The sequence below is a fragment of the Marinoscillum sp. genome (assembly GCF_965229915.1).
In the GTDB taxonomy this organism is placed as follows: domain Bacteria; phylum Bacteroidota; class Bacteroidia; order Cytophagales; family Cyclobacteriaceae; genus Marinoscillum.
This window is the reverse complement of record NZ_CBDDJZ010000002.1, coordinates 172666-186580: the sequence shown is the minus strand read 5'-3', so window position 1 is coordinate 186580 and position 13915 is coordinate 172666. Positions and strand designations below refer to the sequence as shown.

The 13915-nt window shown below is 44.4% G+C and carries 17 protein-coding genes; 8 read left to right on the top strand and 9 right to left on the bottom strand.

The features are described 5' to 3' along the window. Positions 1–12: 12 nt before the first annotated feature. The 4 genes from ACO067_RS22890 (at position 13) to ACO067_RS22875 (ending at position 3427) form a co-directional block, all read left to right on the top strand. Complete coding sequence (locus ACO067_RS22890; RefSeq protein WP_421878864.1) at positions 13–774, top strand: SDR family oxidoreductase; 762 nt, start codon at positions 13–15, stop codon at positions 772–774. A gap of 72 nt (positions 775–846) precedes the next feature. Beyond that, entirely contained in the window at positions 847–1815 is a 969-nt protein-coding gene (locus ACO067_RS22885) for a phosphotransferase (RefSeq protein ID WP_421878860.1), read from the top strand. Further along, positions 1812–2684, top strand: coding sequence for a 3'(2'),5'-bisphosphate nucleotidase CysQ family protein (locus tag ACO067_RS22880; RefSeq protein ID WP_421878857.1), 873 nt, complete (start codon positions 1812–1814; stop codon positions 2682–2684). Before ACO067_RS22885 ends, ACO067_RS22880 begins: the two co-directional genes overlap by 4 nt. A gap of 104 nt (positions 2685–2788) precedes the next feature. Continuing rightward, complete coding sequence (locus ACO067_RS22875; RefSeq protein ID WP_421878854.1) at positions 2789–3427, top strand: SPOR domain-containing protein; 639 nt, start codon at positions 2789–2791, stop codon at positions 3425–3427. A gap of 135 nt (positions 3428–3562) precedes the next feature. On the opposite strand, the gene ACO067_RS22870 is transcribed toward ACO067_RS22875, so the two are convergent. Genes ACO067_RS22870 through ACO067_RS22860 form a run of 3 tightly spaced genes read right to left on the bottom strand, consistent with a single transcriptional unit; the run spans position 3563 to position 4891 of the window. Then, on the bottom strand, positions 3563–3979 hold the full coding sequence (locus ACO067_RS22870; protein WP_421878851.1) for a DoxX family membrane protein: 417 nt from the start codon (positions 3977–3979) through the stop codon (positions 3563–3565). Further along, positions 3966–4439, bottom strand: a complete 474-nt coding sequence (locus tag ACO067_RS22865; RefSeq protein ID WP_421878848.1) for a pyridoxamine 5'-phosphate oxidase family protein — start codon at positions 4437–4439, stop codon at positions 3966–3968. Before ACO067_RS22865 ends, ACO067_RS22870 begins: the two co-directional genes overlap by 14 nt. Further along, positions 4439–4891 (bottom strand): carboxymuconolactone decarboxylase family protein, encoded by a 453-nt coding sequence (locus ACO067_RS22860; RefSeq protein WP_421878845.1) that lies wholly within the window; start codon positions 4889–4891, stop codon positions 4439–4441. Before ACO067_RS22860 ends, ACO067_RS22865 begins: the two co-directional genes overlap by 1 nt. Before the next feature lie 541 nt (positions 4892–5432). On the opposite strand from ACO067_RS22860, the gene ACO067_RS22855 reads away from it, so the two are divergent. Together ACO067_RS22855 and ACO067_RS22850 are read left to right on the top strand one after the other, a co-directional pair. Beyond that, on the top strand, positions 5433–6383 hold the full coding sequence (locus tag ACO067_RS22855) for a hypothetical protein (RefSeq protein ID WP_421878843.1): 951 nt from the start codon (positions 5433–5435) through the stop codon (positions 6381–6383). Positions 6384–6563: 180 nt separating this feature from the next. Further along, positions 6564–6974 (top strand): bacteriohemerythrin, encoded by a 411-nt coding sequence (locus ACO067_RS22850; RefSeq protein ID WP_421878840.1) that lies wholly within the window; start codon positions 6564–6566, stop codon positions 6972–6974. 57 nt (positions 6975–7031) lie between these two features. Here the strand turns inward: ACO067_RS22850 and ACO067_RS22845 are convergent, their stop codons facing one another. From ACO067_RS22845 to ACO067_RS22835, 3 genes are read right to left on the bottom strand one after another with little or no spacing between them, the layout of a single operon-like run. Then, positions 7032–7226, bottom strand: a complete 195-nt coding sequence (locus tag ACO067_RS22845; protein ID WP_421878837.1) for a hypothetical protein — start codon at positions 7224–7226, stop codon at positions 7032–7034. 14 nt (positions 7227–7240) lie between these two features. Then, entirely contained in the window at positions 7241–7828 is a 588-nt protein-coding gene (locus ACO067_RS22840) for a hypothetical protein (protein ID WP_421878834.1), read from the bottom strand. After that, positions 7749–8054 (bottom strand): GreA/GreB family elongation factor, encoded by a 306-nt coding sequence (locus tag ACO067_RS22835; RefSeq protein WP_421879952.1) that lies wholly within the window; start codon positions 8052–8054, stop codon positions 7749–7751. Before ACO067_RS22835 ends, ACO067_RS22840 begins: the two co-directional genes overlap by 80 nt. 207 nt (positions 8055–8261) lie before the next feature. Between ACO067_RS22835 and arfB the strand changes: the two genes are divergently transcribed. Then, positions 8262–8675, top strand: a complete 414-nt coding sequence (gene arfB, locus ACO067_RS22830) for an alternative ribosome rescue aminoacyl-tRNA hydrolase ArfB (protein WP_421878831.1) — start codon at positions 8262–8264, stop codon at positions 8673–8675. A gap of 21 nt (positions 8676–8696) precedes the next feature. Here the strand turns inward: arfB and greB are convergent, their stop codons facing one another. Beyond that, positions 8697–9176 (bottom strand): transcription elongation factor GreB, encoded by a 480-nt coding sequence (gene greB / locus ACO067_RS22825; protein WP_421878827.1) that lies wholly within the window; start codon positions 9174–9176, stop codon positions 8697–8699. A gap of 118 nt (positions 9177–9294) precedes the next feature. Between greB and ACO067_RS22820 the strand changes: the two genes are divergently transcribed. Next, a complete protein-coding gene (locus ACO067_RS22820; protein ID WP_421878824.1) occupies positions 9295–10518 on the top strand; it encodes a hypothetical protein in 1224 nt (407 codons plus the stop codon). A 462-nt stretch (positions 10519–10980) separates the two neighbouring features. On the opposite strand, the gene ACO067_RS22815 is transcribed toward ACO067_RS22820, so the two are convergent. Both ACO067_RS22815 and ACO067_RS22810 read right to left on the bottom strand, forming a co-directional pair. Further along, a complete protein-coding gene (locus ACO067_RS22815; protein ID WP_421878821.1) occupies positions 10981–13509 on the bottom strand; it encodes a tetratricopeptide repeat protein in 2529 nt (842 codons plus the stop codon). Between the two features lie 76 nt (positions 13510–13585). Further along, on the bottom strand, positions 13586–13828 hold the full coding sequence (locus ACO067_RS22810; protein WP_421878818.1) for an SEC-C metal-binding domain-containing protein: 243 nt from the start codon (positions 13826–13828) through the stop codon (positions 13586–13588). Between the last annotated feature and the right edge of the window lie 87 nt (positions 13829–13915).

Below are 13915 nucleotides of genomic sequence, written 5' to 3'. Positions count from 1 at the left end.
TAACTTATCCGTATGACGCGAAAGAACATACTCATAACCGGAGCGAGTTCAGGACTTGGTAAAGGCATGGCATTGGAGTTTGCCAGACAGGGTGCCAACCTTGCTTTGTGTGCCAGAAGGGTCGAAAACCTGGAGGCTCTAAAAGACGAATTAAATGCAATCAATTCCTCCATTCATGTCTTCATTCGTCCCTTAGATGTTGCCAGGACAGCTGATGTGTTTGCTGTTTTCCAGGACTTCAAGAAAGATTTTGAATCTATTGGGGAGAATCTGGGTCGAATCATTGTCAATGCTGGCATTGGTAAAGGTGGTTCAATTGGTAAAGGGTTTACGGAAGCGAATATGGAAACCGCCCAAATCAATTTTTGTGGAGCCCTGACTCAAATGGAGGCAGCCATGGAGATCTTTCGCGAGCAGAATGATGGGCATCTGGTACTGATTTCTTCGATGAGCGCCTTCAGAGGTTACTCGCGAGCAATGACGGTCTATGCGGCGACTAAAGCTGGGTTGAAGAGTTTGGCAGAAGGATTGCGAGTGGATGTGCTCAAAAAACCAATCAAGGTTTCCAGCATCTTTCCTGGATATATTCAGACAGAGATGACCGATGCAATGGGCGGTAACCCGCCTTTCATGGTTTCTTTGGAGAAGGGTTCCAAACTCCTTGTTAAAGCCATCAACAAAGAGAAGAATAACGCTTATGTTCCATTTTGGCCCTGGTTTCTCGCTAAAAAACTGATGCCATTTATGACCTTGGGAATGTTAAGGAAGTTTTAGACAAGCGATCCCTTTCATCTAAATCAGTAGATGGTTGCTCTTCCCAGCAAAATGGCTCAGTTTTGACATCTAATGATCGCTATTGAAGAGCACATACTGGCAGCAACCAACGCAGAGTTGATCAAAAAATCAGAATCGGTACAGACGCTGTGGAGTGGATACGGACAGATCAAACGCTATCATCTGACGGGAGGTGACTACCCCAGTGTGATCGCCAAGCATATCCAATGGCCTGATGCGAGCAATAACCCCAGAGGATGGAACACGGAACTATCACACCAGCGGAAGCAACGATCCTATCTGGTGGAAACAGTCTGGTATCAACAATACGCACATCAAACCGATGCTCATTGTCGGGTTCCTCAATTACTTCATGACGTGTCGTCTGATACGGAGATGCTTCTGGTGATGGAAGATTTGAATGCTTGTGGATTTTCCAGTCGCCTGACTCCAGGTACAGTCACTTTAGACAAGGTGAAAAGCTGCCTGAAATGGTTGGCTCGCTTTCATGCCCGGTTTATGAACGTGGAACCAAACGGACTATGGCCCATTGGCACTTACTGGCATCTGGACACTAGGCCGGATGAATGGGCAAAAATGAAAAACAAAGCGCTCAAACAAGCTGCTCAAGCCATCGATAAGCGACTCAATGAGGCACGATTTCAAACGCTGGTTCATGGAGATGCTAAGCTTGCAAATTTCTGTTTTGGCGATGGTGAGCATGTGGCTGCCGTTGATTTTCAATATGTAGGTGGAGGCTGTGGCATGAAAGACGTGGCTTATTGCATCAGTAGTTGCCTGGACGATAAAGCTTGTGAGCGATTTGAATCTGAGTTGTTGGATTGTTACTTTAATGAACTTGAAGTAGGGATGGATAATAGATCTGAATTTCAACTAGTTATGAATGAGTGGCTGGGTCTGTATCGGTATGCCTGGGCGGATTTTTATCGATTTTTGGATGGCTGGAGTCCAGGACATTGGAAGATGCATCGCTATAGCCAAAATCTCACCGACCAGGTGATCAACGAGCTTAGCCAATGAGTCAACTGACTACTGCCAACCTTGACAAACTGTGCCAGATGGCTGAAAAAGCTGCAATGGCTGCCGGTGTCTACATTCAATCAAAGTTTGATCAGCACTATGAGACACGCTCTAAGGTGGGCGGTGATTCCCTGGCATCACAAGTAGTCACTGAGGTAGATTTACAAGCCCAAGCGATTATTTTGGATTATTTGAAGGAGTCTATACAGACTTTTGATTTGGGTTTACTCACCGAAGAGCAGGCTGATGATCAATCCAGGCAAGATAAGGCACATTTCTGGTGCATCGACCCGATGGACGGTACCTTGCCCTTTACGGAGCATCGGACTGGCTATGCAGTCTCCATTGCGTTGGTTTCTAAGGCTGGCGATCCCGTGGTAAGTGCCGTGTACATTCCTGATTTGAATGAGTCCTATACCGCCATCAAAGATTCAGGAATTTGGTTGAACAACAAGCCATTTGAAAGATCTCGTGGAATAGACCAGTCTATACATTGGTACATGGATCGCAGTTTTCAGTCAGAGCCTTACTTCCAGCAGGTACAAGAAGCCATGCATCAATGGGGTGCCCCCATTGAGATAAAAGCAGATTATGGTGGTGTGCGCAATGCGATTGGAGTAATGAGAAGTAGGAGAGGATGCTACTTCAAATTCCCAAAGAAAACCAATGGTTGTGGGAGTATTTGGGACTATGCGGCAACCAGATTACTATTCGAAGAGTGTGAACTTCAGGTGAGTAATGCTTTTGGAGAAAAGCTTAATTTAAATGACCCTGACACCACTTTTATGAATCGTCAAGGAATTTTGTTTGCAACAGACATGGATATAGTGAAGTTGATTTTGGAGTTATACAATCAACTAAAGCGATGAGAACCAATGCAAGTCACCCTTGTCTAGATGAAGCATCCCTACCTATTGTATTTAGTTATCTGCACCTGTTTGGTTATATTTAATTTTTCAAAGATTAACTATTCATGAGCGAAGAAAACCGAAGTGGCCGTATAGTGGTCATCATTGTCATCATAGTGTTGGTACTGGCTGGAGCTGTAGCAGGCTGGTATGGGTTCGTTTACAAGCCTGAGCAGGATGCCAAAGAAAAGGCGCGAAAGGAGCAACTGCTAAAAGAAGCCGAAGAGTTGAAAAAGCAGCAACAGCAAGCTGAAAATGAAGCCAAATACAAGCAATTAATCGAAGAGGGTGATGCGGCATTCCAACAGGAAGACTGGTCTACTGCCCGATCACGCTACTCTGAAGCTTCTGGTTTATTTCCAGATCAGAAATACGCAAAAGATCAACTTGCTCTGGTGAATGCCAAGCTGGATGAACTGGCCGCAAGAGAAGCTCGCAAAGTCGCTGGTGAAGTAGAGTCTTTAAACACACCAAACGGACGGTTTCACGTGATAGTGTCCAGTAGCATTGATGATGACTTGGCTATGGATTATGCCAAGAAACTGGCTAAACAAGGCAATGCGGTTAAGATGCTCAGACATGAGACAGATGAACACATTTTCTTCAGAGTATCAGTTGCCGATTATTCCAGCAGAGAAGAAGCTGAGTCGTCTTTGGGTTCACTGAGTGACTTTGGAGAAGGTCTGTGGGTTTTGCAGTATTAGTGGTTGATCGGCTCAAGGTCACATGAGATACTTAATACTTATAGAATTCTGAAATTGGGATTTTGTTTAACCACCTGATCACCTATAACAAAGGCCAGACTTTCTAGTTGCCCAAGGACTTTGAAAGCAAACCAACTATCCAATCTCCAGCCACCTGCTATCGATGGACGAAATGGCGAAAGCAGCCGCCGCAGCGCTAAATACCGAATAGTCCAACGGAGCTTTGATGCCCAGCGACACGCTCATTGCTACAGCAAACATGAGCAACAACAGTCCACTTAGCATGGCCACCTTTTTCGTTTGAAAACCAAGCAGTAGGAGCAATCCAAACAGCGTTTCCGCGATGGTAGCCAAGACAGCACATGCATTGACTACCTGTTCTGGCCACCAGGGTAGAAGCACTGCGGTGTAGTCCACGAAAGACTGCCAGTTGGCCCAGGCTGAAACTTGCTGAGGCCACACCCCAAACCGGTCAGCAACTGCCGAAAGAAAAGCCGTGGCAATCGCAATTCTTAAAAAGAACTTAATCCATTTTTCATTAGGTGTTTTCATTGTTCTGTTGATAGATTTTATGGAACATTTTACTCAAATTCGCTTCTGTTATCTGCTCATCGTATTCGTATGCCGGTGAGTGGATTTCATCGATCTGCTCCACCTTTACTTTCACGACTTGATGAATGGGATAATTTGCTCCATGCTTTGTCCAAAATGTCTCTGAAATAGCAGCATACTCTGGAGTATCGGTGCCCAAAAGCTTAGCCTTCCCATAGAATCGATAGCCACGGCGCTTAAACATATCCACTGCATTGATACAGAGAGCAGGCCTCATCATCAGATTGTCTACCGTCTGTGGTGATGCAATATTAATGAAAACCAAATGGTGCTCGTCCCATACCTGAAGGGAGGCTTTAGGAGACAAATTAGGCGTTTGATCAGGATTGACCGTTGCTACAAAACAAAGCCTGGAGGTCTTTATGACCTTCCGGGCTTCCTGGTTGATTGCATTGCTCATTAGTCCTGTGACTTGAATGGTGTCAACTGAGTGGCTCGACCGATACGGTTCCAGGAGTTGATGCAGGTAATAGCCATGATGGTGTCGGTTATTTTGCTGTCATCAAGAAGCTGTTGAGCTCGCGCATAGGTCTTTTGGGTAATACCTCTCAGACTAATGCTGGTCACTTCTTCGGTTAGTTGCAGCAGTACCTGCTCTTCTTCTGTGAAAAAAGGGGAGTCCTCCCATGCAGAAAGCGCATGGATTCGGTATTGCTTTTCGCCCAGTTCCACAGCCTCCTTTACATGTGATTGGATGCAATAGGCACATCCGTTGATCTGTGAAGCCCGGATGTATATCAGGAGCAGTTCTCGAAGCTCCAGCGAGCTCCTTCTTAGTTGGTTGTTTAGTTCAATCAACGGCGTGTAATAGTTCGCCTGTACCTGGTAGATGTCAATTCGTTTGGTGCTCATAATACATGATTTATAAAATGATTGTGTAGCAAAGCTGAGCCATTGGTTGGTTGGATTTCTTAAACCAGGTTAAGAAAGGAGATAGGTACAATTAAACCTTTATGAACCGCGTGGTTTTGTAGCTGGAAGTTAGATGTAAGTTGACCTCTAGTTTGGGGAGCAAGACAGTTATCGGACTGGTGTAAATAATTGATAATTAGCACTATTGGACTAAATAATTGTATGAGAGCGGCTAATTAGCAAATCACTTCTTGGTATAGTGATACCGTCTAGTGGAAAATACCTAAAAGGGGGTATTGTTTGCCCAAACCTTTTCTGGAAATTTTGAAGTAAAAAAGAGTATGAATCAAATAATTCAAATTACGCACAGGTGGGACACAGCAAATGATCAAGGATACATAGACTTGTATGACGCACAAGGATTAATTCAGAGTTTAATAAATCTGGGAGCCTCCGAATACTCGGCACTTTTGAACTCATTTTACTTCGGAAAAATGAACGGAAATGTTGTGACATGGGATGGCATTAATATGATTGTCCAATGAAAAGCTATTTCTACCTAATTTTCCTCATGGTATTAACAAGTTGTATTAATACCAAAAGATTTGGCGAAGTTTTGCTGCAAAAGGATAACACATTCTATCAAAAAACCCATTTTGGTTCTATGAGTTCTGATACGCTGGTATTGGTACAAACTCGTCTTAAAAAGAACGTCAAAGCGAGTATAACAGATGATTCTAAAGTGAAGAAAATCATCATTGATAAACAGTATGATTCTACTACTTTTCTGAAAAAAGACACGCTCCTAATAGTGCTTAAAACTGGAAATACTCATGCTGAAAAACCTTACACATTCCTGACTCGATCTTTTTACAATTCGATTAGATCAAAGAACAGTTTCATGCAGTATCCATCTTTGTTTATAGATGATGATTCTAGCAAATGGAACACCAGTGAACAGAAATTATTTCAGGATTGGATCGACGCACAAGAGGTTGATGAAGGTTACAGAATAGTCAGCTCAAAACCATTGAAATACATTTCAATGCAACCAATGTTTCAAGCAGTTACTGTTCCATTCAAATACCGTCGTGAGTTAAATGATGAGGTAGGTCCTCAGTTAAGCACTGGTTTTAATGCCGGAATTGCAGGTGGATATACCTTCAAGTGGAATAAATATAAGGTGTTTTTTAAAGATCAAAACAAATTAAAAGACCAAACCAAAACTTTCAGCTTATCTCTTGGGCTATTTGGTGGACCAACGGTAATATCTTTTGAAAAAGGTAAAACCGTAAAAAGTGATTACACTAAATGGGATAGAAATGTACTAGGTGTTACTTATGGCGCATTGGTGGTAGTAGGAATTGACAAATTTAGCTTGGGAATAGCCGGAGGTATTGATAAGGCCACAGGAAATGATAGGAATGCATGGATTTATCAGGATAGTGGCGGATGGGTTGGATTTGTTTTTGGTTTGGGATTTCTCAATTAAGCAGAATGGAAGGAAAATAGATTTGTAATGTCTAAAATGGAGAAGGATCATTTTTGACATTGATTATTTGAATGCTCAATACCCCTGACATCAATAACCCCTTCACCTGATTCTTGTCAGTTGTGCGGTCAGTGCTTCGGTTACTTTTGCAGGCTCAACTAGTAAAAGGAACAACCAGCTATGGTCATTTGGGACAGTAAATACGAAACTGGCGTCAAGGACATTGACGAGCAGCATGAATCATTGTTTAGTTACATCAACGACCTGGAGGAATGCATCCAGGACAACTATTATGAAGGTCCGCGGATCGAAATCATCCTCAACTTCTTTCAGCTATTTTGTGCCACACATTTTAGCCTGGAGGAGACCTGCATGCTACGCATGATGTGTCCGGTACACGAGGAAAATAAAGAGGCTCATAGCAAGTTCCTGGCCTATTACAAGAAGTTTAGAGAGGAGTACCGTCCTGCTACCAACAAGCCAGAACTCTTGAAAGAGTTTCACGGTGTATTGATCAAATGGCTGGTCAACCACATCGTCAAAATTGATATGAAGATGAAAACGCAAGCGAAGAGCCTGGTCACCCAATAAAACGGGAGACTTGCTGGAGTCATGCACTGCTCCTCGGCTCTATGAAGCGGGGTAGTTTTACTGAATAGTGAAGCCTCTACCTTCCAGCCACTTGCGGAGCTCTGCACGTTCGCCAGGACTAAGGTATCGAATGCCCTTGCGGTATTCTTTGACAAATAGGTCGCGGTTAAAGCTAATTTTATCCAATATCAGCTTGAGATAATCAACCATGGAGGTCTTGAATTGGACTTTCTTGAAATGCCGTTTTTTCATAAGTTAGTCGCATTTTAGTGAAACTTGTCTTGCTCCCAGATTCGTTTTTTCGTGTAGAAATGCTCCACATGCTTTCGTATTTTCTGTACCCGTCGAGTCAGTCGTCGGAGATATCGGTACATGACCACTTCCTGTGCATACACCCTGCTGCTGTAGGAGTGCGACGAAAAAGCCGCACTGTAGTGCCTGGCATTGGATTCTATTTTGACTTGAAAGGAACACTGCGTTTCGAAGAATCTGCTAAACTTGTCTGGATTGTGTTTTTCATCCAGGCGGTCCATGTGTTTTAGTAGCCGGCGGATTGTCCGTTGGGAGTGTCTGTAGGTCGTTAGCCGCAGGTCTTCTTCCAGCAGGTCGTGGTACTCATGGATTTCATCCAGCATGTCAAAGATGGACTCCTTGTAGCTGTCGTCGTTACAAAATGTTTTTAAGTTTTGGTACTCATAAAGAGCAATCAACTCCACATGAACTTGTGCAGAAAGTGTGAGAATCTTCCGTTCGATCAGGTACGGTTCGGATTTGTCAGCATCTGATCGCGACCATGATTCCGCAAATAGGGGTATGGATATGGAAAGGAGCACTATGACAGATGCGAGTTTCATCACTCCAAATAAACCCAATTAACCCATTTCTGTACATCAGCAATAACGCGGATTTATTTCCAGTGGAAATACCTATAACCAAACGAGTTAGTAGCCGTGACCAGTTCTTTTGGTATTCAATGCTGTTGATCTTCCAGGTGAACTTTGCCACTTTCGTCTCAACGATGACTTCTTCACCCACTTTCTTGACCAGGAAGGACTGAGCCATGGGAGAGTCCATAGAGATAGAGTCTTTGTTGCCTATCCTTTTATTTAAACACCTTCACCCACGGCAACACCCAGTACGTTCTGTATAAGAGAATCCATAAATCACAAACAAATATCTGCTCGAATGTTCTATCTATTTCGCTCAAAGGGCATGATTACCGTTAACTTGTCATAGGGGTTAATAAATCCTATAAACATTGAAATCGGCTTCTTGTTAGACTATCAAATGGCAGCTAAACCAATCAAAGTAAGCGACATTCGTAAAGAGGTAGAAGTAACAACTGCTCGAAGTAGTGGCCCTGGAGGACAGCATGCCAATAAAGTGGAAACCAAAGTAATGCTGCGATGGAACGTGAACGCATCAGCAGTGTTGTCGGATTTACAAAAGTCCATGATTTATGCTGCTCACAAGGAACGATTGACCAATACCGGTGAGTTGCTCATCGCCGTAGATAGCAACCGATCTCAGCTCAAAAATAAGACCATTGCTTTCAAGAAATTAGACCGTTTGCTAGCCAAGGCTTTTGTCAAAAAAAAGAAACGGATTGCTACCAAGCCGTCCAAAGCAGCTAGAAAGAAACGACTGGACGAAAAGAAAAAACATGGAGAGAAAAAAGCACTACGCAAACGCATTTTGTAGTCATGGACGTAAACTAACAAACTAGCCTTTCACGTACTCAATGCTGTTGATCTTCCAGGTGAACTTGGCTATTTTGGTCTCAACAACCACTTCGTCACCCACTTTTTTATCAAGCAGCGACTGAGCCATAGGGGAGTCCATGGAGATATAGTCTTTGTTGCCGATGAGCTCTTCATAACCCACGATGCGCAGACGCTTTTTCAATCCTTTATCCAGGTTTTCGATCTCCACCCAGGCGCCGAAAGACACTTTGCCATCCATGTGCGGATGGTAGTCGATCACTTTGAAGTTGTCGATGCATTTCCTCAAATAAAGTAGACGCTTGTCGATTTCACGTAGGCGTTTTTTGTTGTAGTGATAATCTGCATTTTCCGAGCGGTCACCCAGACTGGCAGCCCAGGAGACTTTGCGGGTCGTTTCCGGTCGCTCCACACGCCATAGGTGATTGAGTTCGTCTTTAAGACGCTCCATTCCTTCCGGTGTAATCAACTGTGATCTCATGTGATGGTCTGTTTGGGTAAAACAACCGCAAATATTATAGTTTATCAATAAGATTAAAATGATGAATGCACCCAATCCAAACAATTTATGATGAGTTATCTGTAAATTAGGTGTACGAATGAAGCAATACGCTGAAAAAATAGAAAGTGGCAAGTCCAGATCCGTGGCGCAGGCAACCAAAGGCGCTAAATCTACCACTGTGGTAGTGGACAACCGTCCTGAAATGCTGGTCCAGCGAAAACTTCAAGTGCAGGCACAGGTGCATTCGACTCCTGGGCTCAAAACCACCAGCCAGATTTCCAGTGTGCAGTCGCTGCCCATTCAGCGGTTTCAGCCGGTAGACTTGCAGGGTGAGTTGGATGAGGAAAGCTATCAAAATCGCGCAGGTGCGGAAGGACGAGGGATTAATGCATTTGGAGGGGATAATCTTGGTAGAGCCATGGTTACATTAGCTAGTGGTGAAACCCGCACCCATTTTGCACCTAGTCTACATGGACACTCACATAGTGAAGAGACTCTAATAGCCACTATCAAAGAGAAGTATGGTGCTGAGGCTTTGACCAATGACCCTAGAGTAGCTGGACAAACCAGAATTACACACCTCTACACTGAGCGCGCTCCTTGTTCCCCAGAAAATGCCGAATACAGTCGGCGGAGCAGGGCAGCAACAGATCGGAGTTGCAGTGCCTATCTGGCTCGAGTGATCCATCCTGCCACTCCCGTAGCCTTCAGTGTAGCCAATGATCCAGGACAGCATGGTAGACTCATGGCCAAGGGGTTCGGCAGGTATATCCGGGAGGTGGTGCATGACCAAAGACGGATCACCTATCAAAATGCAATCAATAGATCACCTGCCTATTTTGCTCAATTCAGAAGTGCTTGCTTCGCCCGATATGGAAGCTATGGAAGAAATTATTATGGTGAAGCACATAGAACCAAGCAATTTATGGATCAGTTCGGCGCGACTATTCAGGCGATGGGCTTACCCATAGACTATCGGGGCATCCTCAACAACGCCTTTATGAGTGTGCCATTTTATGATGGGTCTAAAAATGAGTCTGAGAAAGCTATGCACTCCATTGAGACGGCTGCTCAGCAAATTCAGCAGCAACTGGATGCGGCGATGACCCCGTTTCTGGATGCATCAGCCGATCAGATGGATGCAGCTCCAGCAAGTTCATCATCATCTGCAGCTCCAAGTGCACGCTTCAGGCCTGGTCCGTTAGCTCTGGCACAAATCAGACCTTTTCCGGGCCGAGGTGCCCCCATAGATCCTGAGCGTCGCGAACAAATGAGAAAGGATCAGGAACTGGCCAAGAAAATCAGGGGAGATAGGAAGTGAATTGAGTTAGCGAGTTTGTTGATGCGAAAACACACACTCCATAAGGGAGCTTTGCAAATGGCTATTGCAGGATGAGCCAATACCTTTTTTTTAAATTATTTTTGTTCACACGAATCCGAATTTGAGTATCCATAATTAAAGAATATGGAACGATTTATGCAGCTTTTTAGCTGGTCAAAAGGAAGTAGATAACGCTATTCACCTCTTTACAGAAGCCCGGCTCCAACTTACATTCTGCTTCCTATCTTTTTAATAAACGATACCTATCATAATTCATTAAGATACCTATCTCAAATACTTTAGATAGGTATCATTTTAATGATTCTACCGCAGGTGTCAACCGTTTCCCAGGCAGGTGCAGACCAACTTCCCCGTATGTTCAGACGATAACTCGCCCAGCCTAAAATCCAATGTCCAGTCTTTGTGAATATTTGCTCGATGACTCTTAACTTTTTAGTCTGGTTAGGACGAAGTACGAGTGGTGGATTTGGGCAAAGTGACCGTGGCAGTTGTACCTGTACCTACGGTACCTGTACCTTGGGTACCTGTTCCTTTGGAAGAATCAAATTGGATAGTGCCTTCGTGTTCGTTGAGTATATAATCCACCAGCGAAAGTCCTAGTCCTTTGCCTTGTCCCGGGTCTTTGGTGGTGAAAAATGGATTCTCCAGGAGGGCCAGGTTTTGCTCGTCAATTCCCAATCCATTATCTATAATGTCAACACGGTATTGCCGCTTGTGCGGCCGGATATGAATCCAAATCTCACCCTCGTGTGGAATCGCCTGAAGACTATTTTTGATCAGTTCCGTAAAGAGTCGCTTGAGATCGCTGGGGTTACCATCAACGACGGTAGCTTCCGAGTGCGGGACATAGTTTACCTTAATGGTATCTGGAATTACCTCCTGCAACTCATCGAGGCTATCCGAAACAATCCGATTTAAATCGCATGGCTGAACTATCGATTCGTTTTTCCGCTGAAAGGTGTTTAGCAGTTTAACGATTTCACTAGTTCTCGAAATGCCTTCATGGATGATTTCCAGGGATTTTTGTTCTTCCTCCGTCCAATTCGTCCCGAAGCTTCGGGAGGCTTTTAACATCTCTATGCCTCCCTGTATGTAATTCAATGGATTGTTTAATTCGTGACCCAGGCCCCCAATGAGTATGGCCAAAGAGCCGCGCTTTTCTGCTTTGATCAATTCCTTTTGTGTCCTTCGCAATTTCTTGATGGCTCTAACCAGAAAGAGCGTCAACAGGGCGAAAAAGAAGAGGGTACCACCAGCCAGGTAGATGATCAACTGCTGGAGTCTCAGCTGATTTTCATTGCTCTTTAGTTCGAAATTTTTGGATGCCCTTTCCTTATTCAAACTTTCAATTTCCAGCTCCTTTTTTTCCAGCTCATGAATGGCGCTTAATTCCAGTGATTTGGTCAGACTACTAAGCGAATAGAGACTGTCAGCATTCTGCTTGCTCCGGATTAGGTATTCATACGCTTTTTGGTAATCGGACCTGGCAGCATACAGTTGGGCAAACAAAGTGTTATTCTTTTGTTCGTACGAAATGGCCGGGTGTTTTTCGATTAAAGCCTGTGCCTTCAATAACTGCTTTTCGGCCGCATCAAATTGCTTCATGAGTAGAAACAACTCTCCCAGTGAATTGTAAGAGATAATCATCCCAGGGATGTTGCCGAGCTCCTCTTCGATCGCCAGGGATTGCATCTGAATCTTCATCACCAGTTCCAATTTACCTTGCTGTTGGTAAATCAGGGACTTGTTGAATAGGACGTAAGCCTGTCCTTTTTGATAGCCCAGTTGCCTGTAGGTTTCCAGGGCCAGGTTAAAGTGACTTTCAGAAGTGTCATAGTTTTTGTTATACAGTTCGATCAGACCCATCAAATTGTGGGTTATCGCTTCATGTCGTTCCAATCCGATTTCCCGGAATTGCTGCTTGGCCAATTCCGCATATTGCAACGCTTTGTCCGGATTCTTTTGATAATAGCATACATACCCCAGGTCCAGGTTGATTTCAGCAGCCAATTTTTGGTTGTTGATGGTCCTGTTGAATGATTCCGCCTCTAAGAGGTTCTCAATGGCCCCATCATATGAGCCCAGTTCCATGTAGACACTTCCCAGGAGGTAGAGGCTTCTTGTTTTGGATTGGATGTATTCATAGTCATTGAGCAGGAGGAGCGATGATTTTAGGTGGTCGATGGCCTTGATGTAGTTACCCCGCTTCATTTCCAGTTCACCGCTATAGATCGCGTGCAGTATCTTTATTTCGGGTAGGAGATAAGCTTCTCCGATGGATTGGACCTGATCGAGATAGTATGCGGAGCTATCGAATTGATCCAGCTTCATCAACAGTCTGCCCATTTCACCCAAAGACATGGCAATGAGTGCTTGATTACCTAAGGCTTCTCTTAGGACCAATGAGCGCTGAATGTAGGCCCGTGCAGAATCAAATTGTTCCAACTCCAGGTAGGTAATACCCATATTGCTGTAGATGGTCGCCGTAACCTCTTTTGGAGAATGGGGTGTGGTACTTAGCAGTGCCAGTTGGTAATAGTGAAGTGCACTATCGTAGTGACTGAGCTGCCTGTAGTAGTTAGCCATGCGCGACAAGGTGTAGGAGGGGAAGCGCGGGTAGACCCGATTGTCCAGCGCACGAAGTGCTGATTGGTAGGACGCCAGCGACTGTTCATTTTCCCCTTTGTGCAAATGATAGATCCCCATATTGGTATGGGCATAGGCGATTCCCCGTGGATGATCCAATGATTTCGCCAGGGCTAGGCCCTCACGGGTGTAGGCATAGGCCTTCTCAATGTCAAAGTCCCAATAGGCAAATGCCAGCTCATTCAGCAGATCTACCTGTAGGGTGTCTGTGGCAGTCTGCAGCGCCTCTTCTAGCGAATCAATGGTTGCGCGCTGGGCTAGTGCCCTGAACGACAGCCACAGCACTAGGATAAAAACAAGAGTTCGAAAGTTGATAGCGCGCATTCACCTATGCTGGTTAGCCAAGTTGAGAATCCAAAGGTCTAGATCTGTCAATTAAATGAAGTTAGCATTGGTCCATTTAATGATAATGTCCATGTTCCTCTGACCACACCTTGCCTGCGGGGGCCGGTCCATCTGGTCTGGTGGATTTTTGGGATACAAATAGGCTATAGGCAGCAATCGCCAGAAAAACCAGGAGCAACCCAATATAGAAAAGCGATTTGTTGCTGAATTCTTTGCGCTTCTCATCAGCTAGATGACAGTTTTTGTACTTTTTGCCACTGCCACAGGGACAAGGATCATTTCTACCTACTTTTTTCATAACGACAGGGTTTGTTCTATGGAATTTACACAAGAAAGGATTTTTAGGCAAAAATTTTCAAATGAGCGCCGTAGGTCGGTTCCATCA

Coding starts and splice junctions, on each gene's coding strand:
- ACO067_RS22890 (WP_421878864.1), top strand. CDS start 13: ATGACGCGAAAGAACATACTCATAACCGGAGCGAGTTCAGGACTTGGT.
- ACO067_RS22885 (WP_421878860.1), top strand. CDS start 847: ATGATCGCTATTGAAGAGCACATACTGGCAGCAACCAACGCAGAGTTG.
- ACO067_RS22880 (WP_421878857.1), top strand. CDS start 1,812: ATGAGTCAACTGACTACTGCCAACCTTGACAAACTGTGCCAGATGGCT.
- ACO067_RS22875 (WP_421878854.1), top strand. CDS start 2,789: ATGAGCGAAGAAAACCGAAGTGGCCGTATAGTGGTCATCATTGTCATC.
- ACO067_RS22870 (WP_421878851.1), bottom strand. CDS start 3,979: ATGAAAACACCTAATGAAAAATGGATTAAGTTCTTTTTAAGAATTGCG.
- ACO067_RS22865 (WP_421878848.1), bottom strand. CDS start 4,439: ATGAGCAATGCAATCAACCAGGAAGCCCGGAAGGTCATAAAGACCTCC.
- ACO067_RS22860 (WP_421878845.1), bottom strand. CDS start 4,891: ATGAGCACCAAACGAATTGACATCTACCAGGTACAGGCGAACTATTAC.
- ACO067_RS22855 (WP_421878843.1), top strand. CDS start 5,433: ATGAAAAGCTATTTCTACCTAATTTTCCTCATGGTATTAACAAGTTGT.
- ACO067_RS22850 (WP_421878840.1), top strand. CDS start 6,564: ATGGTCATTTGGGACAGTAAATACGAAACTGGCGTCAAGGACATTGAC.
- ACO067_RS22845 (WP_421878837.1), bottom strand. CDS start 7,226: ATGAAAAAACGGCATTTCAAGAAAGTCCAATTCAAGACCTCCATGGTT.
- ACO067_RS22840 (WP_421878834.1), bottom strand. CDS start 7,828: ATGAAACTCGCATCTGTCATAGTGCTCCTTTCCATATCCATACCCCTA.
- arfB (WP_421878831.1), top strand. CDS start 8,262: ATGGCAGCTAAACCAATCAAAGTAAGCGACATTCGTAAAGAGGTAGAA.
- greB (WP_421878827.1), bottom strand. CDS start 9,176: ATGAGATCACAGTTGATTACACCGGAAGGAATGGAGCGTCTTAAAGAC.
- ACO067_RS22820 (WP_421878824.1), top strand. CDS start 9,295: ATGAAGCAATACGCTGAAAAAATAGAAAGTGGCAAGTCCAGATCCGTG.
- ACO067_RS22815 (WP_421878821.1), bottom strand. CDS start 13,509: ATGCGCGCTATCAACTTTCGAACTCTTGTTTTTATCCTAGTGCTGTGG.
- ACO067_RS22810 (WP_421878818.1), bottom strand. CDS start 13,828: ATGAAAAAAGTAGGTAGAAATGATCCTTGTCCCTGTGGCAGTGGCAAA.